Consider the following 24070-nt stretch of genomic DNA (forward strand, 5'->3'; position numbering starts at 1 on the left):
TAGCCCTTGTTCGTTCCGCCCGATGTTGGTCAACTATCAATAACGCGGGCGGACGTGCCGTCAACAACCATAATTGGAGGGCCGCCATGGCGGACGATTGCCAGGCGGAATCGGGTTCCTAGATTACCTAATCCCCACCATCGAGGACTGCGCCCATGGAATTGCCAAGATACAAGATTGCCCTGATCGTCGGTGTCGGCGAGGGATTGAGCGCATCGCTGGCGCGACTGTTCGCGCGCGAAGGCATCAAGGTTGCGCTTGCCGCGCGCAAGATCGAGAAGCTTGGCGCGCTCTGCACCGAAACCGGCGCCCGCGCCTTTGCCTGCAACGCGACGGAAGCCGATGAAGTCGAAAGGCTGTTCGGCATGGTCGAACGCGAGATCGGCACGCCCGATCTCGTTGTCTACAACGCCAGCGGCCGCGCACGCGGCGCCTTCACCGATCTGGTTCCGGCCGAAGTTGCGAATGCGATCGCAGTCTCCGCCTTCGGCGGCTTTCTGGTGGCCCAGCAGGCGGCGACACGCATGCTGCCGAACAAGCACGGCGCGATCCTGTTCACCGGCGCCTCCGCCAGCGTGAAAGGCTATCCGCAGTCGGCGCCGTTCGCGATGGGCAAGTTTGCGCTGCGTGGGTTGGCCCAAAGCATGGCGCGCGAATTGTCGCCGCAGGGCATCCATGTCGCGCATTTCGTCATCGACGGCGGCATTCGCAGCGCTGCGCGTACGGAGCCTGCCGATCGGCCGGATTCGATGCTCGATCCCGACGCGATTGCGCTGAGCTACTGGAACGTGCTGCAGCAACCGCGCAGCGCCTGGACGTGGGAAGTGGAGCTGCGGCCCTGGGTGGAGAAGTTTTGAGGCAGCCACCGCCGTCATTGCGAGCGCAGCGAAGCAATCCACCGCGCCGCATAAAGGAAGACGGATTGCTTCGTCGCTTCGCTCCTCGCAATGACAGGAATGGGGAAACCATGACAACCGAAACCAGAATCGACACCGGCACCGACGAGCTGCTCTGCGTGATCCGCGACCGCGTCGCCATCATCACGCTGAACCGCCCTGAAGCGCGCAATGCGTTCTCGGATACGCTGACGCCGGCGCTTCGCAGCATGATCAAGAGCTGCGGCGAAAACCCCGAGGTCGGAGCGCTCCTGCTCACCGGCGCGGGCACCGCGTTCTGCGCCGGCGGCAATGTGAAGGGCATGGGCGCGCATCGCCACAAGAAAAAGCTCGAAATGGCGTATGACGAGAAGGTCGCCGACCTGCAGGAGCGGCAGCGCCTGCTTACCGGCGCGCTGGCCTCGGTGCGCAAGCCGACGATTGCGGCGCTGCCCGGCCCCGCGGTCGGCGCTGGCCTCGCGCTCGCGCTGGCCTGCGATATCAGACTAGCGGCGCAATCCGCCTTCGTCTCCACCGGCTATGTCCGCGTCGCGCTCTCCGGCGACTACGGCATCGCCTGGCTGCTGACGCGGCTGATCGGCACCTCGCGGGCGCGCGAACTGATGTTTACCGGCGACAAGGTCGATGCCGCCAGATGCGAGGCGATCGGTCTCGTCAACCGCGTGGTGCCCGACGACAAGCTGCAGACTGAGGCCTTCGCGCTTGCCAGATCCATGGCCGAAGGCCCGACGCTCGCGCTGCGCTACATCAAGGACAATCTCGACGAAGCGCTCCAATTCGATTTCGCCACCGCGCGCGACCACGAGGCCGAGCGCCTCGTCCGCCTGACCACCACCGCCGATCACAAGGAAGCGGTGCAAGCCTTCATCGACAAGCGCAAGCCGGTGTTCAGGGGAAGCTAAAGTTCCTTTCCGCGGGTAGCGGAAAATGGCCCGGTTCTGGAGCGGCCAGAACCGGGCTCAGTGGTCAAACCGCAGGCGAGGACATTGCGCGGGGAGAGACGGCGGCAAGCCGCCAACTGGCGCATGGGATTTCCTGCGGTTCGATACGAACGTGATTTTGGATATCTTTCTGGAAGCGCGTCAGCTTCCAGTCGCCGGGCGTATTGGTAAAGCCGTAGCCGGACTTGCGGGCGAGCGCGATCATGGCATCGTTGGAACGCAGCGTGTCGCCGAAGATGCGCTCGGCACCGAACGCGGCCGCGCGGCATTCGAGGTTCTTCAACAGCGCCTTGCCGATGCCATGGCCCTGCCAGTGATCGTCGATCGACAGGCCGAGTTCGATTGCAGCAGTCTGGCTGTCGAAGGCATAGCGCGCTTCGCCGACAATGATCTCGCGGCCGTCGACCGGCGTGGTCGCGACCACACTGAACCGATCCGCCTCGCCGACATGGATGAAGCGATCGAGTTCGGACGGCGGCAGTTCGCTGGCGGCGCCGAGGAAGCGGTTGTAACGGGAGCGCGCCGAGAGCGCGCGGAAATAGTTCTGCAGCGCCTCGGCGTCGCGCGGCTCGACGAAGCGCACGGTCACGGCCTGGCCATGCCGCGAGCGCAGCACGTCCGAATACTGCCTGAGATCGTCGAAACGCATCGTGGTCATGGCGCGCTCCCGCCGGTCCTCAATGAAAATGGCCGGCGTCCCCCAGACGAGGCGGCGCCGGCCGGCTGCTACTCAAGCCCGCCAGAACGGTTTTTCTGCCTCGTAGGCGACGTCGCTCCAGGAGACGCCGATGTCGTGCAGCTCGCGCTCGGACCACTTGGCCAGCTCGCGGCGGGACTGGTAGCGCTGCCGCCAGACATGGAGGGTCTCGGCCAATTGGCTCAAAATCCCTGGTCCATGATGATTTATCATCGATTCATGCGTGTAAGTGGACATTTTCGGCTCCTGTAGTAATCTGTTGGCGCTAATATCTGCGCTCCTGGGGCCGTTCACAAACGACACTTTGTACCGCTTCGGATGATATAAACTCATGCATTAGGGAGAATCCGGCAATGACCGGCAGACTGCCGTCGCTGAATGGTCTGCGCGCCTTCGAGGCAGCCGCCCGGCATCTGAGCTTCACGCAGGCCGCCTCCGAGCTGAACGTCACGCAGACCGCGATCAGTCACCAGATCAAGCGGCTGGAGGAAGAGCTGGGGGTTCGCCTCTTTGTCCGTCAGAACCGCTCGCTGACGCTGACGGCGGAAGCGCAGGATTACCTTCCCGGCATTCGCGCCGCCTTCAACGATCTCCGGCTCGCGACCGATCGACTGCTGCGCAAAGATGACGACCATGTGCTGACGGTGTCGACGCTGGCCTCGCTGGCCGCCAAATGGCTGCTGCCGCGCCTCACGGCCTTTCAGGAAGCGCAACCGGGGATCGACGTTCGCATCACGACCTCGATCAACCTCGTCGACTTCCAGCGCGACAAGGTCGATGCCGCGATCCGCTACGGCCGCGGCCAATGGCCTGGCGTTCGCGCCGACTGGCTGATGGCGGACGAACTCTTTCCGGTGTGCAGTCCGGCGCTGCTCAAGGGGAACAAGCCACTGAAATGCCCCGAAGACCTCCGCGATCACGTGCTGCTGCATACCAGCAACGCGAATAGCGACGACTGGCGGCTGTGGCTGACGGCGGCCGGGCTGCCGGCCGATTTTTCGAAACAGCCGGGCGTGACCTTCGACATGATCTTCATGACGGTGCAGGCCGCGATCGACGGCCTCGGCGTTGCGATGGGCCGCACCGCCTATGTACAGGAGGACATCGCCAAGGGACGCTTGGTCGTTCCCTTCAAGATGGCTTTCCCGGTCGATGCCGGTTTCTATCTGGTCTCGCCGGCGGGTAGAGCCGATCCGCCAAAGCTCGCGGCCTTCCGGCAATGGCTGCTCGCCTCCGTTCAGAACCGCGCCTGAGCGTGCAGATATTCCGCACAGCCAGGTGCATGCGACATCGTCGCATGCGGCCATGCTGACGACTGATGCAGGCGCACGAGAGGCGTGACGCGGCCGCTGCATCAGGCTAGAAAATCGCGGGCGGATGGATTTGCCTGGCCGAGCGCCGGTTTGATTTTTGAGGCCAACAACGACAACAAGAGCGCATGGCCGATTTGACAGTCAAGTTCGATGTGCTGGTGATCGGCGGCGGCAACGCCGCTCTCTGCGCCGCCATCAGCGCCCGGCGCGCAGGTGCTTCCGTGCTGGTGCTGGAAGGCGCTCCGAAGTTCTATCGCGGCGGCAACACCCGCCACACCCGCAACATGCGCTGCGCGCACGATGCCGCGACCGACATTCTCACCGGGCCTTACACGGAAGAGGAGTTCTGGGACGATCTGTTGCGGTTGACCGGCGGTCAGACCGACGAGGAACTGGCGAAATTCATGATCAGGGAGTCCAAGGACATTCTGAACTGGATCGTCGAACAGGGCGTGCGCTGGCAACCCTCGCTCGGCGGCACGCTGAGCCTCGGCCGCACCAACTCGTTCTTCCTCGGCGGCGGGCGGGCGATGCTGAACGCGCTCTATCTCACCGCGGAAAAACTCGGCGTCGAAATCGTCTACGATGCCGAGGTGATCGACCTCGATATCGAGCACGGCATGTTCCTGTCGGCGAAGCTGAAGCAGCCGATCGACGGCACGAGCGAAATCCGCGCTTCCACACTGGTCGCCGCCGCCGGCGGCTTTGAAGCCAATATCGAATGGCTGAAGGAATATTGGGGCGAGGCGGCGGACAATTTCCTGATCCGCGGCACGCCCTATAACCGCGGCTCGATCCTGAAAATGCTGCTCGACAAGGGCGTGCAGGACATCGGCGATCCCACCCAATGCCACGCGGTCGCGATCGACGCTCGCGCACCGAAATTCGACGGCGGCATCATCACCCGCCACGACTCGGTCGTGTTCGGCATCGTCGTCAACAAGCACGCCGAGCGCTTCTACGACGAGGGCGAGGATATCTGGCCGAAGCGTTACGCGATCTGGGGGCGGCTTGTGGCCGCGCAACTGGACCAGATCGCCTACATTGTGTTCGATGCATCCGTTCGCAACAGTTTTATGCCGACGCTGTTTCCGCCGCTCGAGGGCGGGAGTATTGCCGAGTTGGCCACCAAGCTCGAGCTCGATCCGGCGGCGCTGGAGAAGACCATCGCCGAATTCAACGCCGCGGTTAAGCCCGGCACGTTCGATCACACCATCCTCGACGATTGCCGCACTGAAGGCATCACGCCGCCGAAGACGCATTGGGCGCGCCGGATCGAGACGCCGCCTTACCTCGCCTATCCGGTGCGGCCCGGCATCACCTTCACCTATCTCGGCACCCGCGTGAACAGGCAGGCGCGCATGGTGATGAAGGACGGCACGCCTTCGGCCAACATGTTCGCGGCCGGCGAGATCATGGCCGGCAACGTACTCGGCAAGGGCTATGCGGCCGGTATCGGGATGACCATCGGCAGCGTGTTCGGTCGGGTCGCGGGACGGGAAGCGGCGAAGAATGCGCGGAATTAGACACGCGCTCGGTTTACCTCGCCCCGCCCTTTGCGGGTAGAGGGAGAGAACAACGAAGGGAGGACTTGTGATGCGGCTTGCGATCACTACTGCTGCAGTCGTTCTGATGAACGCGACGCTGGCCCACGCCGCCGAGCCGATCGCGCTACGCGACATGGGTTCGTTCCATGTCGGCGGCCGGCTGGTCGAAATTTCAGGCAAGCCGGTAAAGGAAGTCACCTTCACCCCCGGCGGTGTGCCGGCAAAAGTCGATCCCAACGGCACCTATCAGGTCGAGCAGATGTACGTGCAGTATTTTCTGCCCGCGAACGAAAAGGGCGCCTATCCACTTCTGATGTGGCATGGCGGCGGGCTCACCGGCGTCACCTACGAAACGACGCCCGACGGGCGCGAGGGCTGGCTGAACTATTTTCTACGCAAGGGCTGGGCCGTCTACAATTCCGACGCGGTCGAGCGCGGCCGCGCCGGCTGGGCGCAATACCCAGATATCTTCAAGAGTGAGCCGGTATTCCTCACGACGGCCAATCCGTTCGAGCGGTTTCGGATCGGCGACGGCGTCGGCTCCTACAATCCCGATCCGGCCAAGCGGAAGCTGATACCGGGCAGCCAGTTTCCGAACGAAGGCTACGAGAATTTCGTCAAGCAGAACGTGCCGCGCTGGACCACCACCGACGATGCCATCATCGCCGCCTATATCGCCGAGATCGACCGCGTTGGCCCTTCCGTCATCCTGTTCCACAGCCAGGCCGGCAGTTTCGGCTTCAAGGTGGCGCAGGCGCGGCCCGACAAGGTCAAGGCGCTGATTGCGATCGAGCCGGCCGGCGTCGGCGATCCCGCCAAGATCGACGTGCTGAAGAACATTCCAACGCTGATCGTCTATGGCGACTACATCGAGAAGGATTCGCGCTGGCCGAAGATTCGCGCCAACGGCCTTGCGTTTGCGGACGCGATCAAGGCGGCGGGCGGCAGCGTCGATGTCGTCGATCTGCCGCAAGCAGGCATCAAGGGCAATTCGCACATGGTGATGATGGACAAGAACAACGCCGAGGTCGCCGCCCTGATCCAGAAGTGGCTGGAGGGCAAGGGGTTGACGAAATAACCGGGTTGGCCGCGAGGGCAGGAAGCAGCACGTCATGCACGGAACGAAGATTCTGGAGGAAGCCGACCGCCTGATGACGGTCTGCAATTCCTGCCGCTATTGCGAGGGGCTCTGCGCAGTGTTTCCGGCGATCGAAATGCGCCGCGCTTTCTCCGACGGCGATCTCAATTATCTCGCCAATCTCTGCCACGCCTGCGGCGCCTGCTACACCGATTGCCAGTTCTCGCCGCCGCACGAATTCAACGTCAATGTGCCGAGGACGCTTGCGGTGGCGCGCGCGGAATCTTATGCGGCCTATGCATGGCCACGCGCTTTCGCGGGCACGTTCGCACGCAACGGACTTGTCATCAGCCTCGTTGCCGCGCTCAGCGTTGCTGCATTCATTTTCGGCTTCGCCGCTTTACACGATCGCCAGGTGCTGTTTGGCACGCATACGCGGGCCGGGCGCGTTCTACAAATTGATGCCTCACAATGCGATGGCAGCCCTGTTCGGCGCGGCGTTCCTTTACGCTATCGCAGCGCTGGCGATGGGCGTGCGCGCCTTCTGGCGCGACATCGGCGAGCCCATCGGCATGAAGACCGATGCACGCGCGCTGATGCAGGCCATCCGCGACGCCGGCGAAATGCGCTATCTCGACGGCGGCGGCGTCGGCTGCTTCAACGAGGACGACCGTCCGACCGACCGCCGCCGGCTCTATCATCACCTCACCTTCTACGGTTTTGCGCTGTGCTTTGCCTCGACCTGCGTCGCAACGCTCTATCACTATCTGCTGGCGCGCGAGGCGCCGTATCCGTGGTGGGATCTGCCCGTGGTGCTCGGCACGCTCGGCGGCATCGGGCTGTTGATCGGGCCGATCGGTTTACTCGCTGAACGATGGAAGCGCGATTCCATCCTGGTCGATGAAGCGCGTTACGGCATGGATGTCGCGTTCATCGCGATGCTGCTCCTGACGAGTCTCACGGGCATGGCGCTGCTGATCTTGCGCGAGACGGCAGCGATGGGACCGCTGCTGGCGCTGCATCTCGGCGTGGTGTTTTCGCTATTCGTCACCATGCCCTATGGCAAGTTCGTGCACGGCATTTATCGTTTCGCCGCGCTGGTGCGCTATGCGATGGAGCGGCGGGAGATGGAGCATGTCTGACATCGTCATTGCGAGCCAACGGCTCAGCGGCTTCTTGTGGGCCTTCAGCGCTAGCGTCTAGCGTCAGTACCGTTCCACGATCTGATCGAGCTTCCTGCTGAGCAACCAGGACAGGCCGAGGAATGCGACCAACATCACGATACCCAGGCCCGAAGAGGCATTGTTGATCGACTTCTCCGAGAACTGACCGAAGGCATAGCCGGCCGAGACAACGGCGCCGGACCAAAGACCAGCCGCAACGAAGTTGAGCGCAAGGAAAGTCGACCAGGGCAACCGCGATATCCCGTAGGCAAACCCCGCAAGCCCGCGGATGCCGTGCGGGAAACGATGAAACAGGATCATCCAGACATAGTGACGGTCCGTCAGGCGGACGACGGTCTGCACGGGTCGTTCGAACCGCGGAAAACGATCGAGCAGGCGGGCGCCATAACGCCGCCCGATCCAGAAGCGAATGACGTCGCCGGTGAAACTGCCGAACCAGCACATCACGATGAGCGGGCCAAGACCCAGCGCACCCGAGTGCGCCGCGTAGCCCGCAAATAGCGCTAGCAGCAGGCTATGCGAGGCCGCATAGGCAAACATGAGACTGTAGGCCACATCGCCGTGTTGGCGTATGATGTCGAGGAACGAGGTGAGGTCCGTCGGAAACAGCAATGTAAGCCCGCCCAAACTGGTTCATATGAATATTCCCCCGATTAGCGGGTTCGGGTTGAACGCTAGCACTTCGAAGGACAAGGAAGCCAGTGGGCATACCCACAGCCGCCAGCTTGCACGCCGAGCGTGTTTGCAAGTGAGGCGGGCCGTACAACGGGTTAGGACGCGCACCCATTAATCGAGCTTGATCGGTGCGGCTTGATCGATGTCCACCATGCCCCGATCGCGACCAAATTCCAGAGCACAGCAAAATGACCCGATGTGCCAGAAGGAGACCTCAGCACGAAACTACTCGGCTGCCTTGGTGGATCGACTGAACTCAGCAAAACGCATTGCTGGCCTAGAGCTTCCCAAACTTCAGTTGCTTCCGAAGCTGCTGCGTCTGACCTCTCAGCGTCTCCGAAGGACTTTCTCCAAAGTGCGTGCGGTACGTGACTGAGAACCGGCCCATGTGGGTGAACCCCGTGCTCATGGCAATGTCGGTGACATTCGCTTCCGGATCGGCTCGCAGCAAGGCTTGGCGAACTTGCCTCAAGCGGGCGTTCCGTAGGTAGCGCATCGGCGAGACGCCCTTGAAATCCCTGAAGTGCATATAGAGTGTTCGGCCCGCAACGCCGGTCGCCGTAACGAGGTCGGCCACTGTGACTGCCTGGTCGAGGTGGGCTTCGATATAGTCGACCGCACGCTTCACGTCACGCGGCGCAACCGGCCTCTCGAGACGTCGCAGCGCGTTGCTGTAATTGTGGGGGTGCGACAGCAGCAGCGCGGTAATAATGAACTGCTCGAATTGGCTCATCGTCGTCGGGCTCCAGAGCACCGATCCCGCCTGTTCCAGGTCCGCGACGGCCATCAGCACGTAGCGTGCCAGGCTGCGGCCGTACCCCGCGGCGAGGTCGATGGTGGGCGCAAAGTCGAGGGGGGCGGTTGGTGGCTCGCCGAGTAGGGCGGCAAGCTGACCGGTAAGGCTGGATTTGGTCAAAGACAGTTGGATGCGGCTGCTATCGGCCTCCGATACCAGCCGACAACTCTCGCGCATCGGCGAGATGATCGTGGCGAGGTTCGGATTGCAAACGATGTTGTCATGGCCAATGGTAGCTTCAAGTTGCCCGCGAAGCGGCAGGTGGATCCAGGTGTCCGTGCGGGCGGGGCTCGGAGACAGGACGACCGATGCGCCGCCGTACTGCACGTAACCCACGTAGAAGCCCGGCATGTAAACGCCGTTGAGGCGCGCATCGAGCTGGCGGGCCTGCCGCGCTGCGATGTCGAAGCGGTAGCCTTTCGCGCGCAGAAATGCACCGGTTTCTTCCACATTGCGGCTGTGGAAGATGGGGAGCTGCTCCAGAAGCGGCGCTGTGCCAAGCTGCATGCTCGCCTCCGTGTTGATCGAACATACCACGCATACCGGGGCATGGGCACCGGGGCCGGCAATGTTCCGATCATTCTTGCAGTTTTTGGATAATGATCGTTGGTTCCCGGAGGCGATTTACGCGCCTTGCGGATAGACCCTCGCGGCAATCGGATATCTAGCACCCAAATGCGCCAGTTAAGCTTCGCGCCCAATGGGGCGGTGCCTATCGACAGAGTGGCCCATCAAGGAGGGAAGCGTCGTGACTGCAGGGCATGTTCACAGAATAGCTCGGCGCCAATTTCTGGGTGAATCGGCTGCAGCGGCTCTGGCCGCAGCCGCGTGCGTGTCTTCGCTGCGACCGACAAGGGCAGCCGTCCATACGGTACCGGTCCACAAATCAGGCAGCCTCGAGACTCTGGTCGTAAGCGACGGCCATTTCTTCCTTCCAGCGGGCTTCCTGGTGACGCCGGACTCTCCGCCCGCCGAGCGCGAAGCCGCCCTGAACGCAGCCGGACAAACCGGCGAACAGCTCCAGCTCGTGAACACTGTCGCGGTGATCCGTAGCCAGTCCGATGTGGTCCTGGTCGACACGGGCACCGGCCCGCGCCACCAGCCCACGGCGGGAAAGCTTGCGGAGAATCTCAAAGCTGCCGGCATCCCACCTGCGGCCGTGACCAAGATCGTTCTGACCCACGGCCATCCCGACCACCTCTGGGGCATCCTCGACGCGAATGACAACCCGATCTATCCGAATGCGAGCTATCTCGTTTCGGCCGCCGAATGGAACCTTTGGGCCAGCCCGGATGTGATGCGAAGGTTGCCGCCAGTGTTGGCAACCAGCGATCGCATCATCAATGGCGCCAAGAACCATTTCTCGCACGTCAAGGACAAGATAAGGACGGTACGGGATGGCGAGGAGATCGTCAGTGGCGTCCAGGTCATCGATACGCCAGGGCATACGCAGGGCCACATCTCGGTCGAAATCGCCGGTGGGGATGGTCTCGTCGTCGTTGCGGACGCGCTTACGCACGCTGTGATCTCGTTCCAGCATCCGTCGTGGCCGGTGCCAGCCGACCATGAGCCCGATCGCGGCATCTCGACCCGCCTACGCCTGCTTGATCGACTCGTCATCGATAAGCGCCGGCTGATCGGCGCGCACCTGCCATTTCCTGGCACGGGCTTCGTCGAGCGCAAGGACGGCGCCTATCGCTTCGTTCCGACCTGAAGTTCGCGCAAAGTCACGTTGAGCGTCATCGCTTTCGGAAGGCGCAGTGAGATGACTGATCAATGGCTGTTCAAGAGCGAGACTTATGACAACTGCAACTGCGCTATGAATTGCGGTTGCCAGTTCAACTTGCCGAGTACCCACGGCTATTGTCAGTCGGCCTTCGTCGGCACCATCGTCGAGGGCCACTTCAACGATACGCCGCTCTCAGGCTTGAACTGGGCGGCGCTGTACAAGTGGCCTGGCGAAATCAAGGACGGAAACGGCCGGCGCCAGATCGTTATCGACGAGCGTGCGGATGAAGCTCAACGGATCGCGCTTGAAACGATCGTCTCAGGCGAGGCATGCGAACCATTGAGCAATCTTTTCGCCGTATTCGCGTCCACATGCTCGGAATTTTGCGAGACGTTGTTCCTGCCGATTGATCTCGATGCGGACTTGGAACTCAGAACCGCAAGGGTAGAGATACCCGGCGTCATGCGGAGCATCGGCAGGCCGAAGATCGACGAGTTTACTGGTCAACCATTCCACATTGCGCTTGCGCGTCCTAGTGGCAGTTTCGAGTCTACCTACGCAGAAGTCGGGCTAGGTACCACGTCGGTCACAGGTGACATGGAAATGGCGTTCGACGATTCATGGGCGCACTTTTGTGTTCACCACTTCAATCAGGATGGCTTGGTCAGGGAGAGATCAAGGCTCACGAAATGGCTTGGCACATGACCGCGCGCTCCCGTGAATGACGCCAGCGTTACCGTTCTGGAAGCGTGACTCCGGAGACGCTTTGAACGCTCACTCGCTGGAGACTCTGTATTGGGTCAAAAGTGGAAGTGGCGGCATTTCCAGAACATGTCGGGTTGGAAAACTCAGGACAGCTTTGCTTGATCGAGAAATGGTTTCCAGCAGAGCGCCTCACAAATCCACCACCACGTAATCGCTCTCCACCGAGACCGCGATGGTCTCTGCCACATACGGTCCCTTCACCACGGCTGATCCCGGCTCGACATTGACCGGATAGGCGCGGGCGCGGAAGCGTTTCGGGTCGCAATAGGACTGCCCGGTGCGGATGTCGAACTCCCAGCCGTGCCAGGGACAGCGGATGATTTCGCCGAGTTTTGTGTATTCGATTTCGCCGGGGTCGGAGGATTGCGCGAGGCCAATCAACGGGCCCTCGCACAGGGCCGCGCCCTGGTGCGGGCAGCGGTTCAGCAGGCCGAAGAACTCGCCCTTGATGTTGAAAATCGCGATCGGCCGGCCGTCGATGTCGAGGAATTTTCGTGTCCCCGGCGGCAATTCGTCCACCGGCGCAATGACGTGCCGAACCATCAAGAAATTCCGTACAGCTTCTTGGCGTTGCCGAGATAGAACGCTTCGCGGTTGGTATCGCTGACGCCGGCCGGCAGGACGCGCGACGGCTCATCAAAGTCCCAATGCGGGTAGTCGGTGGCGAACAGCAGCTTTTCCCAACCGATCCATTCGATGGTCTGGAACAGGTGATCGCGGCGCTCCGGATCTTCCATCGGCTGCGTCGTCCACCAGATGTGGTCGCGGATATATTCCGACGGTTTTCGCTTGAGATGCGGCACCTCGCTGTGCAGCCTCTCAAATGTCTTGTCGAGCCGCCAGCTAAGTGACGGCGCCCAGCCGAAGCCGGCCTCGATCATGACCATCTTCAGTTTCGGGTACCGCTCGAACACGCCTTCGAGCACGAGGCTCGCCAGCGCGGTCTGCTGGCACTGCGAGTGGCCGACCATCTCCTCGATGTAGAAGCTCGGCCAGCCGGACGGCGTGAGCGGATTGCCGCCGAAGCCGAAGGCGTGGACGCCGACCGGCAGCCCGATCTCGTGCGCGGCCTCGTAGATCGGCCAATAGCGGCGCTGGCCGAGCGGTTCGACATTGCGCGAGAGCAGCAGCACCTGAACGAAATTCGGATCGCCCGCGCGCTTGCGGATTTCGACGGCCGAGGCAGGACCGTCCTCATTGGGAACGACGATCGAGGCCTTCAGACGCTTGTCCTTGCTGGTCCATTTCTCGATCTGCCAGTCGTTGATCGCGGAGCAGATCGCGCCGGCCAGATCCTGGTTGCGCAGGCCCTGCCCGCTGGCGAGCGGATTGAGCACCCCGAGTGCTACATTGTAGGGATCGAGAAGCTGTTTCTGCATGAAGGACAGCGAGGAGCCCTGTGGCCCGCCTTCCGGCGGCCAGGCATCGCGGCGCGAGGCGTTGGGCTGCGCCTTCGGATAGGGCGGGCCCTCCATCATGCCGTGATAGGCCTGCTTGCCGTAGGCCTCGAGGTGTTCGTGCCAGCGTTTTGCGAGGAAGGGATAGAGTTCGGTCGCGGTCGCGCGCGCCGGATGGATATCGCAATCGGCGATCGCGGTTTTGAGGCTGACCGGTGATGCGGGCTCCGGACGGTCGCGGAACTGCACATTCATGGCGTCGTCTCCTTCGCGAATTCCAACCGGCCGTAGGTCGCGAGTGGATTATCTATCATAATCTTGCGCACCAGATCGGGCGACAATCCCGGCGGCAGCACCTCGTCGCCATCGAACTGCCAGTGCGGATAGTCGGTCGAGAATAGGAGCAATTCGTCCGACTGCATATGGTCAAACAGGCGGTTCAGGGTTGCGGGATCCGGCGGCGCATCTACCGGCTGAAGCGAGAAGCGGATGTTGCTGCGCACAATCTCCAGCGGCGCGCGATCGACCCACGGCGTTTCCATCCGAATGCCGCGCCAGAATTTGTGCAGCCGCCAGAGATAGGCCGGCAACCAGGTGAAGCCTGATTCCAGCATCACCATTTTCAGATTCGGATGGCGCGCGAACACGCCTTCGACGATCAGGCTGGTGAGCTGAGTCTGGAACGCGGTCGCTTGGGCCACGTAATCCTCGATGTGGTAGGAGCCCCAACCGATCGATGTCGGCGGGTTGTGATAGGCGCTGCCGGCATGGATGCCGACGGCCAGGCCCAACCGTTCGGCGGCGGCGTAGATCGGCCAGTAGGCGCGTTTTCCGAGCGGCATGTCGCCCATGACCAGCATCAGCACCTGGACGAAGCGCTTATCCTCAGCGCAGCGTTCGATCTCCGCGACCGACTTCTCGACGCTTTGCGTCGGGATCACGATCGAGCCGCGCAGCCGATCGTCCTTGTCGAGCCATTCTTTGGCCAGCCAGTCATTCAGCGCGCGGCAGAACGCGTCCTGCATGTCCTCGGAGAACACCATCTGCACGCCGTAGAGCGGATTACAGATGCCGAAACGAACGCCGAACCGGTCGAGCGCCTGCTTCTGCATGTCGGCCAGATCGGCGCCCGGCTTGCCCTGCGCCGGCCTCCAGTCCGGCCGCGACGAGATCGGCGAATGGGTGGGATAGGATTGCGAGACCAGATCGGTCATGCCGCGGGTCGTCACCTGGTCGCGCCAGTAGTCGTTCATGTAGGGCAACAGGCTGGTCAGATGCGGAACGGCGGGATGCAGGTCGCAGTCCACGCCACCCGCGATCGGCGACGTCATGGTGTTTCCTCGTATGGCCGCGTCGACGCAGTTGTTTGAGGCATTCAATCAGGGCGGCCCGCGTGCCGCAACTCGGCAAACGTGAACCTCCTGTGCTAGGAGGACATGACTGGCAAGTGGCTACGCGCAGGAGTTGAAATGAAAGAGCTTGTTACGATCGCCGAAAAGATCGCGACCCAAATGATCGCGCGGAAACAGACGATTTCGGTGGCGGAATCCTCTACCGGCGGGCTGATCTCGGCGGCGCTATTGTCGGTGCCGGGCGCATCGGCCTATTTCCTCGGCGGCGCCGTGGTCTATACCCGCGACGCGCGTCGGCTGCTGATGGATATCCCGGACGAGGCGATGACGGGCATCCGCTCGGCGTCCGAACCATACGCGAAATTGCTCGCCGCCCAAGTCCGCCAGCGCTTTGCGACCGACTGGGGATTGTCGGAAACCGGCGCGACGGGACCAACCGGCAACCGCTACGGCGATGCCGCGGGCCATAGCTGCATGGCGGTAGCGGGTCCGCAAAACGAAGTGTTCACGCTGGAAACTGGGAGCGGCGACCGACAGGCGAACATGCAGCAATTTGCGAGCACGGCGTTGAATTTGCTGTTGGAGAATTTGTCCAGGTGACACGTCGTCCCTGCGAACGCAGGGACCCATACGCCGCGGCGATTTTTTGAGACACGCTGTTCGACGGCTTCGGCTCAACAACCAGACCCGGTGGTTATGGGTCCCTGCGTTCGCAGGGACGACAGCACCTACGCGACAACCTCACCTCTCCCGGAACGAGCGCATCAATTGGTCGCTGAACGGCTTCATCAGATAGGAGAGCATGGTGCGGTCGCCGGTTTGCACGAAGGCTTCCACCGGCATGCCCGGGATGATCTTTACCTCGCCGAGGCGGGCGACTTCGTCCGGCGGCATCGAGACGCGGATGGTGTAGTAGCTCTGACCGGTGCGCTGGTCGGTGGTGACGTCGGCGGAGACGCGGGTCACCACGCCGTTGAGCTCCGGCGTGGTGCGCTGATTGAAGGCGGATAGCCGCAAGAGCGTCTTCTGGCCGATCTGCAGCTTGTCGATGTCCTGCGGGTTGACCTTGGCCTCGACCGAGAGATCGTCGGCCTTCGGCACGATCATCATGATGGCGTCGCCCGCGGTGATAACGCCGCCGACGGTGTGCACGGTCGACTGCAGCACCACGCCGTCCTGCGGCGCGCGGATGTCGATGCGGCGCAGTTGATCCTCCGCGGTGACCTTGCGCTCGACGAACTCGCCGATCTTGTCGTTGGTCTCGCGCAGATCCTTGGAGACTTCGCTGACGACGTCCTTGTCGACCTGGATGATCTGCAGTTCGGTTTCGGTGATCTTGCCCCTCGCCTGCGCGCGCGCGGCGATGTATTGCGCACGCTCGCCCGACAGCCGGGCGAGATCGCGCTCCAAAACCGTCAGGCGCGAGATCTGGATCAGGCGCTGCTCGTAGAGCTGACGGACGCCGATCAGCTCTTTCTCGACCAGCGCGATTTCCTTTTCCTTGGCCTGTTCTTGTGCGGTGAGGCCGGCGATTTCCTCATTGAGCTGGGCCACGCGCTCGCGCAGTTGCGATTTCTGCCCCGCGCGCCCGAACACGCGAACCTCGAACAGTTTGGTTTCGCTCGCGATGATGTCGCGGACGTCAGGGTCGTCGGCGCGATCGGAGAGCTGCGGCGGGAACTTGATCTTGTCGAGGCCGCGCTGCTCGGCTTCCAGCCGCGCCGCCCGCGCCCACAAGCCGTTCAGCGTCTTGACCACGATGGCCAAGCTCGCCTTGACCACGGTCTCGTCGAGCCGCACCACGACGTCGCCCGCCTTGACCACGTCGCCGTCGCGCACCCGGACCTCGCCGACCACGCCACCGGTCGGGTGCTGCACCTTCTTGACGTTGGAATCGACCACCACCGAACCCGGCGCGATCAGCGCGCCCGAGATCTGCACGGTCGAGGCCCAGCCGCCGAACCCGCCGGCAATGACCAGCATCAGCGCCAGACCTACGATGAGATGCGAGCGTATCGAGCGGCGCGCGCCTTTCAGGTCCGCGGTCATGATTTTTTCGCAGCTCCCGCTTCGGACACGATCTTGATCGGCGGCGGCGCCGGGACGCGCTGCAGCACCTGGCCGAGCACGGTTTCCTTGGGACCGAACGCGTGCATACGGCCGTCCTTCAAGACCAGCAATTGATCGACGGCCTCGATGCCGATCGGCCGGTGCGCCACCACAACCACGATGGCGCCGCGCTCGCGGGCGGCGCGCACGGCGCGGGTCAGCGCCTCGTCGCCCTCGCTGTCGAGATTGGAGTTCGGCTCGTCGAGCACGATCAGGAACGGATTGCCGTAGAGCGCGCGCGCCAGCGCCACGCGCTGCGCCTGACCGGCGGAGAGAGCAGCCCCCTGCTCGCCGATCTGGGTATCGTAGCCCTCGCGCATCTTGATGATCATCTCGTGCACGCCAGCCTCCTTGGCGGCGGCAATGATCGCCTCCGATTTCGCCTCGGGGTCAAAGCGGCAGATGTTCTGCGCCACGGTGCCGGCGAACAGTTCGACGTCCTGCGGCAGATAGCCGATGTGGCGGCCGAGTACGTCCGACGACCATTGGTCGAGCGCCGCGCCATCGAGCCGCACCTTGCCGCGGCCAGGTGTCCAGACGCCGACCAGCGCACGCACCAGCGACGACTTGCCGGAACCGCTCGGACCGATGACGCCGACGCCGGACCCGGCCTCGACGGCGAAGCTGACGTCCTGCACGATGACGCGCTGGTCGCCCGGCGGCACGATACTGACCGCCTCGACCGACAGCCGCTTCGTGGGCGCCTGCAACAGCGTCTGTTCATTTGCCGGCGGCATTTGCTGCAGGAGTTTTGACAGGCGATGCCAGCTCTGGCGCGCGGCGACAAAACCTTTCCAGTGGGCGATGGCGAGATCGACCGGCGCCAGCGCCCGCGCGCTCAAGATCGAGCCCGCAATGATGATGCCGGCGGTGGCTTCCTGGTGGATCACGAGGTAAGCGCCGACCGCGAGCACCGCCGATTGCAGCATCATGCGCAGGACCTTGGCGACCGCGCCGAGACCGCCGGCGATATCGCTGGCGCGCTGATTGCCTGCCAGATAGGTCTCGTTGGCCTCGCTCCAGCGCTTCATCAGCCGTCCGGACATGCCCATCGCCACCAGCACTTCGGCGTTGCGCCGGCTGGTGGCGGCGAGGTCGCTGCGCCGCGCGGCCAGCGTCATCGCCTCCTTCGCCGGCGTGCGCGACAGGAACTCGGTGATCAGCGTCAGCGTCACCAGAATGACGGCGCCGACCAAAGCGGTGACGCCGAGCAGCCAGTGGAACAGAAAGCAGATCGCCAGATAGAACGGCAGCCACGGCAGATCGAAGAACGCGCCCGGCCCCATGCTGCCGAGGAACGACCTGACATTGTCGAGATCGCGCAAGGGCTGCAGGCCTTCGTTACGGGCGCCGACCATCAGCGGCAGCCGCACCACGGTTTCGAACACGCGCGCATTGATGGCTTCGTCGAGCGCGGTTCCAATACGCCCGAGAATGCGGCCGCGGATCAGGTCGAGACCGCCCTGGGCGATGTAGAGTCCGCCAGCGAGAATCACGAGGCCGACCAGGGTGGGCACGCTGCGGCTGGGCAGCACGCGGTCGTAGACCTCCAGCATGAAAATCGAGCCGGTGAGGTACAGCAGATTGATCATGCAACTCATGACGCCAACGCCGATAAAGGCGTTGCGGCAGGCGCGCAGCGCCTCACCGAGCTCTGAACGCCGGACGCCGGGAGCGGCTGCCATAAATGCGTGTCTCGCCAAAAGGATCAGGTGACGTGCAGGTTTTACCGATGTTTTCGGACACCGTCCATTTAAGTCACGTTAACCCCGATCCAGTTCACCCCCCCATGACGCGGCCGGAGGCGGCATTCGCGTGATTGGGCAGCTAGTTTGACGGGTTCAGCCTTCGCCTGGCGCGGAAACGGCACCAGAATCACCGAATCGAGACCCGGCCGATCTCGCCGTTGGTATCGAGAAGGACGCCGCTTCCGGCGCCCAGCCCGCCCGTCGGCCGCCATCGGGCTTGCGCGCGAACGCCGACCCATTCGCCAGCAGGCCGGCGGAATGGGCGATGCCGTGGGAACGGTCCGCCGGGCCGGCGATGCTTGAGGTTGCCGAACAGGGCTTGGCGTGATGCTCGGCATGGCGCCGCTGATCAAGGCACGGCCCTTCTGCAGTGGATCGCAGATGTGGTGGCCGCGCCAAATAGCGCCGCGCTAGAACCGCCCGCCGGTCCGCAATAGCCGGACGATCAGCAGCAAGATGACGGCGCCGATGGTGGAGTAGACGATCTCGGACACCAGTCCGGTGCCGAGACGGATGCCGAGCTTGGGAAACAGCAGGCTCGCAAGCAGCGCGCCGGCGATGCCCACGAGAATATCGCCGATGATGCCAAAGCCGGTGCCGCGCACGATCTTGCCGGCGAGCCAGCCGGCCACCAGGCCGACAAACAGAATGACGAGAATGCCTTCGTTGGAAATCTGCATGTGAAGCCCCCGGGTTTGCGGCGCAGGCCGTACGACAGCCTATCCACGATTGTCCGATGTGACGAGCCGCAATCCGCGCGCCGGTCAACTGCACCTGCGAAGTGAACTTTTTTATGTCACGCGCGTTATGTCGGCATGAAACAGGGCGATATTTGGTATGTGACTTTCGGTCCGGACAAGACGGACGATACTGCGGAGAGCACGGCCCGCTCGACCCGCACCTTCAAATCTGAAATTGACGCCAAGCTGTTTGCAATGCAAATTTTGGCCAAGGGCTGGTCCGCCAGCGCCGGCACGCTCAATCCGCATCAGCCAAAGCAGGTGGTCGGGCCGTCGCAAATCGAGCAGTGGGCTGATCCCGGATTGGGTGGGTGAATCAAATCAGTGTATCGCTTCACCTCTCCCGCTTGCGGGAGAGGTCGCATCGCATCGGAGATGCGATGCGGGTGGGGCTCTCTCCATACGAAGGATGCGACTCGCGGCGGCACCCCCACCCATAGCCGATGCTACGCATCGGCGTTCTTAAATCAAGGACGGCGGCCCATCGGCCGCCTACGCCTCCCCCGCAAGCGGGAGAGGGAGTGCAGCGCCCGTGTGGCGATCAGGTCGCAGCAGAAACTTCCGCCGCCTCCGCCAGCACACAACGCGCCGTTCGATCCGGCGATACCTGCACATTCGGCGGCAGACGCTCGCTGCAGCGCGGCTGCGCAACCGTGCAGCGTGGCGCGAACGAACAACTGACGGGCGCCTTGTCGAGCGAGGGCGGCGTGCCCGGGATGGTCTCCAGCCGCTGGCCGCGTTTTGCGCCGTGGACGGTAGCAGCCAATAGCCCCTTGGCATAGGGATGCACCGGGGTGCGGACGATGTCGCGCAGGCGGCCCTGCTCCACGATCTGGCCGGCATACATGACCGCGACGCGGTCGCAGATTTCGATGGCGACGCCGATATCGTGGGTCACGAAAATCACGGACATGCCGAACTCGCGCTGCAATTCGCGGAGCAGCAGCAGGATCTGGATCTGCACGGTGGCGTCCAGCGCCGTGGTCGGCTCGTCCGCCAGCAGGATTTTCGGCTTGCACGCCAGCGCCAGCGCGATCATGGCGCGCTGCCGCATGCCACCGCTCATTTCGTGCGGATAGGCCTCTAAGCGGCGCTTGGCGGAGGGAATCCGCACCACCTCCAGCATTTCCAGCGCGCGCGCGAGTCCCTCCTTTTCGCTCTTGCCTTCGTGGCGGATCACGGTTTCCGCAATCTGGCGGCCGATCGTGTAGACGGGGTCGAGCGCCAGCGCGGGCTCTTGAAAGATCATCGAGACGGTCTGGCCGCGAAACGCCGACAGCTCCTCGTCGTTCATTGCGAGCACGTCGCGTCCCAACACCTTCACGGTGCCCGAAATCTGCGTCCGCTTCTTCGGCAACAGCCGCATCAGCGCGCGCAGCGTCACGCTCTTTCCCGAGCCGGATTCGCCGAGCAGGCCCAGCACCTCGCCCTCGCCAAGCGAGAGCGAAATGTCGTTGACGGCATGAACCGTACGTTCGCCGGTGAAGCGGATGTTGAGGTCGCGGATATCGACGAGGTTGCTCATGCCAGTTTGGGTACCTGCTGGTGATAGTCGGTGGCGCGCTGGAACGCCGCGCCGATCCGCACCAGCCCGGCCTCATCGAAGGGACGACCGATCAACTGCATGCCGATCGGCAGCGCCTTCTTGGTGAAGCCCGCGGGAATCGAAAGCGACGGCAGGCCGAGATAATTGATCGGGCGGGTGAACCGCGTGATGCGCTGAATCACGGCTTCCGCCTCCAGGCTGTTGCCGACATCGCTCTCGGCAATCGTCGCCGCGGGCATCGGGGCCACCGGCGCGATCACGGCGTTGGTGCCTTCGACCGCGGCGAGGTAGGCGGCCAGCGCCGGACCGCGCCAGCGCATCGCTTCGAGATAGGTCACGGCCGGAATGGCGAGCCCGTTCTGCAGCCGCATCAACACCTGACCGCCGTAATCCTGCGGTCGCTCGATCATCCAGCGCTTGTGGAAGGCAGCCGCCTCGGTGGCAAGCACGATCTGGCAGGCCGCCGTGAGCTGGCGCTGGTCCGGCAGTTCGACCTTGACGATCTCGGCCCCCTCGCCCCTGAGTGTAGCGATGGTCTGGTCCAGCACGCGCGCCACCTCGGGATCGAGGTCGTCTACATAGAAGGCTGTCGGTACGCCGATCTTCAGGCCCTTCATCGAGCCCGTGGTCGCGGCCATGTAGTTCGGCACCGGCCGCGTGGACGTGGTCGGGTCCTCGGGATCCGCACCCGCCATCAGCCCTACGAGCAGCGCGCAGTCCTCGACCGTTTGCGCCAGCGGGCCGACGGTGTCGAGCGATTGCGACAGCGGCATCGCGCCGGCGCGGCTGATCAGGCCGACCGTCGTCTTGAAACCGGTGACGCCGCAGAAATGCGCGGGCATCCGGATCGAGCCGCCAGTATCGGAGCCCAGTGCGGCAAAGGTCAGCCGCGCCGCGACTGCGGAGCCCGAGCCTGATGAAGAGCCGCCGGTGATGTGATCGACATTCCAGGGGTTGCGCACCGCGCCGTAATGCACGTTGTGGCCGGTCGGCCCGTAGGCGAACTCGACCATCTGCAGCGAGCCGAGCCTGACGGATCCGGTATCTTTCAGGCGCTGCAACGCGGTCGAAGTCGTCGTCGCAACGAAATCGCGCCGGATTTTGGAGCCGCAGGTGACGACCTTGCCGGCCTCGTAATACATGTCCTTGTGCGCCATCGGGACGCCGTGCAGCGGGCCGAGATTTTGGCCCTTGGCGAGCGCGGCGTCAGCGGCATCAGCCGCGGCAAGTGCCTCCTCCGCCTCGATCGCCATGAAGGCGTTGACGCGCGGTTGCCATTGCGCGATGCGGTCGAGGCAGGATTGCGTCACTTCGCGCGAGGACAACTTCTTGCCGGCGATCGCCTTGGCGACCGCGACCGCTGACATCAAGGCCGGTTCGCCGCTCATTTCGACACCTTCGCGTTCTGCACCAGCAGGAAGCTCGCGGGCTCAAGATCCATCGGCAGCGTGCCGGCAATGGGCGCAAACCCGTCAAAGGCCGGGCCGATGGAACTGGCGATGCGGGCGGACACTTCCGCACCCTGCGGCACGCCGGCGACGTCGGTCATTACCTTGACCTGCTTGGGATCGGGTCTTGTCATGCAGCGGTTACTCCCATGTCACTTTTCTTGGCATTTTCTTTGGCCGGCGCGCGACTGTGCCCGGAGCCAGGTATGGCCATGTAGCACGCCGCCTGATGGCCCATTGTATCGACATCGCTGAGTTTTGGCGTCGCATTTGCGCAGAGCGGCTCCGCAAACGGGCAACGGGTGTGAAACCGGCACCCCGACGGCGGGTCGATCGGATTGGGCGGATCGCCGGAGATCGGCGGCGTCTCGGTGCGGTTATCGGGGTCGGACGACGGCATCGCCGCCAGGAGCGCCCGCGTGTAGGGATGTGCCGGCGCATCCCAGACCTTGTCGACCGGGCCGAGTTCGACCACCTCGCCGAGATACATCACCAGCACGCGATCCGAGATGTAGCGCACCACGTTGAGATCGTGGCTGATGAAAAGATAGGTCAGGCCGAATTCGCGCTTGAGGTCCGCCAACAGGTTCAGCACCTGGGCTTCGACCGATTTGTCGAGCGCAGACACCGCTTCATCAAGAATCACCAGCCGCGGCGACAACGCCAGCGCACGCGCGATATTGACGCGCTGGCGCTGGCCGCCGGAAATTTCGTGCGGGTAGCGGTTGGCGAAAGTTTCGGGACGCAAGCCAACTTTGCCGAGCAGCTCGCGCGCCAGCGTGCGCGCGGCAGCGTCGGCCATGCCGTGCACCTTGGGGCCGAAGGCGATCGATTCCTCGATGGTCAGGCGCGGATTGAGCGAGGCGTAGCTGTCCTGAAACACCATCTGCATGCCGCGACGCAATTCGCGCAGGGACAACGCGCGGCCGACCTGCATGCCGTCATAGACGATGTCGCCGGCATCGCGCTTCATCAGGTGCATCAGAAGCCGTGCCGTGGTCGACTTGCCGCAGCCGGATTCGCCGACGATGCCGACCGTTTCGCCCTTGGCGATCGAGAACGACACATCATCGACCGCACGCACCGTTTTACGAGGGCTGAACAGGTCGCCGCGCACCGGGAAATGTTTGGTCAGGCCGGTGACCTGCAGCAGCGGTTGCGCCGCCCCGCCGATGTCCTCGACCTGTTCCAGCAATTCGACTGAGGTGGACGTCTCACCCATGCGTCAGTTCCTGATGTCCATGGCGCTGCGCATGCCGTCGCTCAAAAGATTGAAGCAGATCGACACCGCAAAGATCATCACGCCCGGCAGCGCCGCCACCCAGGGATTGATATAGATCGCGGTGCGCAGCGTGTTCAGCATCAAGCCCCATTCCGGCTCCGGCGGTTTGGTGCCGAGCCCGAGGAATGACAGGCCGGCGGCGAGGATCATCGACACCGAGATCAAGCCTGTTGCGTAGACGAAGATCGGGCCGAGAACGTTTCCGAGCATATGCACGCGCATGATGGTAAAAGGTCCGGCGCCGGAGGCGCGCGCGGCTTCCACAAAATCCATGTTACGCACGCCGGTGGTAACGCTTTCGGCGACGCGGGTGATCTGCGGCACGAACACGATGGTCAGCGAGACGATGGAATTGACGATACCCGCGCCCAGCGCGCCGGAGATCGCGATTGCCAGCAGCACCGACGGGAAGGCGTAGAACACGTCCACCGTACGCATGATGGCAGTGTTGAGCCGGCCGCCGACATAGCCGGCGACGAGACCGAGCGAGGTGCCGATCACGAAGGCGAAAATCACCGGCAGGATGCCGATGATCAGCGACAGCCTTCCGCCATAGATCAGCCGCGCCAGCATGTCGCGGCCGAGCTCGTCGGTGCCGAGCGGATAGTTCGGCGTGCCGATATGGCGAAGCCGGCGGATCATCGAGCCCTGATAGGGATCGGCAAGGCCGAGCCACGGCGCCAGCAGCGCGGAGGCGAAGATCAGCACCAGCACGAAAGCGCAGACCATGCTGACCTTGTCGCGCGCGATGCGGCGACCGACGGTGGCCCAATAGCCGCGCGCCTTGGTCGCAGGCGCGGCTTGCAGGGCGGTATCCGACATCACGG

General features: G+C 63.4%; 24 protein-coding genes and 1 pseudogene. 10 read left to right on the forward strand and 15 right to left on the reverse strand.

Going from position 1 to position 24070, the window contains the following annotated elements; all coding sequences use genetic code 11:
- Positions 1-155: 155 nt before the first annotated feature.
- Together V1290_RS15910 and V1290_RS15915 are read left to right on the forward strand one after the other, a co-directional pair.
- Positions 156-857: an SDR family NAD(P)-dependent oxidoreductase gene (locus V1290_RS15910; protein WP_334365293.1), complete on the forward strand. Its 702-nt coding sequence runs from the start codon at positions 156-158 to the stop codon at positions 855-857.
- 110 nt (positions 858-967) lie between these two features.
- A complete protein-coding gene (locus V1290_RS15915; RefSeq protein WP_334365294.1) occupies positions 968-1798 on the forward strand; it encodes an enoyl-CoA hydratase in 831 nt (276 codons plus the stop codon).
- 64 nt (positions 1799-1862) lie between these two features.
- Here V1290_RS15915 and V1290_RS15920 read toward each other — a convergent pair whose 3' ends face one another.
- Together V1290_RS15920 and V1290_RS15925 are read right to left on the reverse strand one after the other, a co-directional pair.
- Complete coding sequence (locus V1290_RS15920; protein ID WP_334365295.1) at positions 1863-2495, reverse strand: GNAT family N-acetyltransferase; 633 nt, start codon at positions 2493-2495, stop codon at positions 1863-1865.
- Positions 2496-2567: 72 nt separating this feature from the next.
- Positions 2568-2771, reverse strand: a complete 204-nt coding sequence (locus V1290_RS15925; RefSeq protein ID WP_028351757.1) for a DUF1127 domain-containing protein — start codon at positions 2769-2771, stop codon at positions 2568-2570.
- Positions 2772-2887: 116 nt separating this feature from the next.
- Between V1290_RS15925 and V1290_RS15930 the strand changes: the two genes are divergently transcribed.
- From V1290_RS15930 to tcuB, 4 genes and pseudogenes are all read left to right on the forward strand, one after another.
- Positions 2888-3787, forward strand: coding sequence for a transcriptional regulator GcvA (locus tag V1290_RS15930; RefSeq protein ID WP_057841145.1), 900 nt, complete (start codon positions 2888-2890; stop codon positions 3785-3787).
- Positions 3788-3981: 194 nt separating this feature from the next.
- Positions 3982-5373 (forward strand): FAD-dependent tricarballylate dehydrogenase TcuA, encoded by a 1392-nt coding sequence (gene tcuA, locus V1290_RS15935; RefSeq protein WP_334369046.1) that lies wholly within the window; start codon positions 3982-3984, stop codon positions 5371-5373.
- Positions 5374-5440: 67 nt separating this feature from the next.
- Complete coding sequence (locus V1290_RS15940; RefSeq protein ID WP_334365296.1) at positions 5441-6472, forward strand: esterase; 1032 nt, start codon at positions 5441-5443, stop codon at positions 6470-6472.
- Positions 6473-6506: 34 nt separating this feature from the next.
- Positions 6507-7614, forward strand: a pseudogene (gene tcuB, locus V1290_RS15945) (tricarballylate utilization 4Fe-4S protein TcuB).
- A gap of 63 nt (positions 7615-7677) precedes the next feature.
- On the opposite strand, the gene V1290_RS15950 reads toward tcuB, so the two are convergent.
- Both V1290_RS15950 and V1290_RS15955 read right to left on the reverse strand, forming a co-directional pair.
- A complete protein-coding gene (locus V1290_RS15950; protein WP_334365297.1) occupies positions 7678-8268 on the reverse strand; it encodes a DedA family protein in 591 nt (196 codons plus the stop codon).
- 340 nt (positions 8269-8608) lie between these two features.
- Entirely contained in the window at positions 8609-9634 is a 1026-nt protein-coding gene (locus V1290_RS15955) for an AraC family transcriptional regulator (RefSeq protein WP_334365298.1), read from the reverse strand.
- Positions 9635-9959: 325 nt separating this feature from the next.
- Between V1290_RS15955 and V1290_RS15960 the strand changes: the two genes are divergently transcribed.
- Positions 9960-10841 carry an MBL fold metallo-hydrolase gene (locus V1290_RS15960; RefSeq protein ID WP_334365299.1) on the forward strand — a complete coding sequence of 294 codons (882 nt, stop codon included), beginning with the start codon at positions 9960-9962 and terminating at the stop codon, positions 10839-10841.
- A 51-nt stretch (positions 10842-10892) separates the two neighbouring features.
- Positions 10893-11561, forward strand: coding sequence for a DUF1326 domain-containing protein (locus tag V1290_RS15965; protein ID WP_334365300.1), 669 nt, complete (start codon positions 10893-10895; stop codon positions 11559-11561).
- A 189-nt stretch (positions 11562-11750) separates the two neighbouring features.
- Here V1290_RS15965 and V1290_RS15970 read toward each other — a convergent pair whose 3' ends face one another.
- From V1290_RS15970 to V1290_RS15980, 3 genes are read right to left on the reverse strand one after another with little or no spacing between them, the layout of a single operon-like run.
- Positions 11751-12164: a Rieske (2Fe-2S) protein gene (locus V1290_RS15970; protein WP_057860734.1), complete on the reverse strand. Its 414-nt coding sequence runs from the start codon at positions 12162-12164 to the stop codon at positions 11751-11753.
- Positions 12164-13273, reverse strand: a complete 1110-nt coding sequence (locus tag V1290_RS15975; RefSeq protein ID WP_334365301.1) for an amidohydrolase family protein — start codon at positions 13271-13273, stop codon at positions 12164-12166. Before V1290_RS15975 ends, V1290_RS15970 begins: the two co-directional genes overlap by 1 nt.
- The gene (locus V1290_RS15980) at positions 13270-14349 is read right to left on the reverse strand and encodes an amidohydrolase family protein (RefSeq protein WP_334365302.1); all 1080 of its coding nucleotides are present in this window, start codon (positions 14347-14349) and stop codon (positions 13270-13272) included. Before V1290_RS15980 ends, V1290_RS15975 begins: the two co-directional genes overlap by 4 nt.
- Before the next feature lie 138 nt (positions 14350-14487).
- Here V1290_RS15980 and V1290_RS15985 point away from each other — a divergent pair, with 138 nt between their 5' ends.
- Positions 14488-14970: a CinA family protein gene (locus V1290_RS15985; RefSeq protein ID WP_334365303.1), complete on the forward strand. Its 483-nt coding sequence runs from the start codon at positions 14488-14490 to the stop codon at positions 14968-14970.
- Between the two features lie 141 nt (positions 14971-15111).
- Here V1290_RS15985 and V1290_RS15990 read toward each other — a convergent pair whose 3' ends face one another.
- The 3 genes from V1290_RS15990 to V1290_RS16000 form a co-directional block, all read right to left on the reverse strand.
- Positions 15112-16419: an HlyD family type I secretion periplasmic adaptor subunit gene (locus tag V1290_RS15990; protein ID WP_334365304.1), complete on the reverse strand. Its 1308-nt coding sequence runs from the start codon at positions 16417-16419 to the stop codon at positions 15112-15114.
- The gene (locus V1290_RS15995; RefSeq protein WP_334365305.1) at positions 16416-18164 is read right to left on the reverse strand and encodes a type I secretion system permease/ATPase; all 1749 of its coding nucleotides are present in this window, start codon (positions 18162-18164) and stop codon (positions 16416-16418) included. Before V1290_RS15995 ends, V1290_RS15990 begins: the two co-directional genes overlap by 4 nt.
- Positions 18165-18637: 473 nt before the next feature.
- Positions 18638-18907: a GlsB/YeaQ/YmgE family stress response membrane protein gene (locus V1290_RS16000; RefSeq protein ID WP_171581084.1), complete on the reverse strand. Its 270-nt coding sequence runs from the start codon at positions 18905-18907 to the stop codon at positions 18638-18640.
- Positions 18908-19042: 135 nt separating this feature from the next.
- On the opposite strand from V1290_RS16000, the gene V1290_RS16005 reads away from it, so the two are divergent.
- Complete coding sequence (locus V1290_RS16005; protein ID WP_334365306.1) at positions 19043-19282, forward strand: hypothetical protein; 240 nt, start codon at positions 19043-19045, stop codon at positions 19280-19282.
- A gap of 226 nt (positions 19283-19508) precedes the next feature.
- Here V1290_RS16005 and V1290_RS16010 read toward each other — a convergent pair whose 3' ends face one another.
- Genes V1290_RS16010 through V1290_RS16030 form a run of 5 tightly spaced genes read right to left on the reverse strand, consistent with a single transcriptional unit; the run spans position 19509 to position 24065 of the window.
- Positions 19509-20492 carry an ABC transporter ATP-binding protein gene (locus V1290_RS16010; protein WP_334365307.1) on the reverse strand — a complete coding sequence of 328 codons (984 nt, stop codon included), beginning with the start codon at positions 20490-20492 and terminating at the stop codon, positions 19509-19511.
- On the reverse strand, positions 20489-21901 hold the full coding sequence (locus V1290_RS16015) for an amidase (RefSeq protein WP_334365308.1): 1413 nt from the start codon (positions 21899-21901) through the stop codon (positions 20489-20491). The genes V1290_RS16010 and V1290_RS16015 overlap by 4 nt, the downstream gene beginning before the upstream one ends.
- Positions 21898-22095 carry a hypothetical protein gene (locus tag V1290_RS16020; protein WP_334365309.1) on the reverse strand — a complete coding sequence of 66 codons (198 nt, stop codon included), beginning with the start codon at positions 22093-22095 and terminating at the stop codon, positions 21898-21900. Before V1290_RS16020 ends, V1290_RS16015 begins: the two co-directional genes overlap by 4 nt.
- Positions 22092-23183 carry an ABC transporter ATP-binding protein gene (locus tag V1290_RS16025; protein ID WP_334365310.1) on the reverse strand — a complete coding sequence of 364 codons (1092 nt, stop codon included), beginning with the start codon at positions 23181-23183 and terminating at the stop codon, positions 22092-22094. Before V1290_RS16025 ends, V1290_RS16020 begins: the two co-directional genes overlap by 4 nt.
- A gap of 3 nt (positions 23184-23186) precedes the next feature.
- Entirely contained in the window at positions 23187-24065 is an 879-nt protein-coding gene (locus V1290_RS16030; RefSeq protein WP_035728661.1) for an ABC transporter permease, read from the reverse strand.
- Positions 24066-24070 lie beyond the last annotated feature (5 nt).

It is taken from the genome of Bradyrhizobium sp. AZCC 1578 (assembly GCF_036924675.1).
Taxonomy (GTDB): Bacteria; Pseudomonadota; Alphaproteobacteria; order Rhizobiales; family Xanthobacteraceae; genus Bradyrhizobium.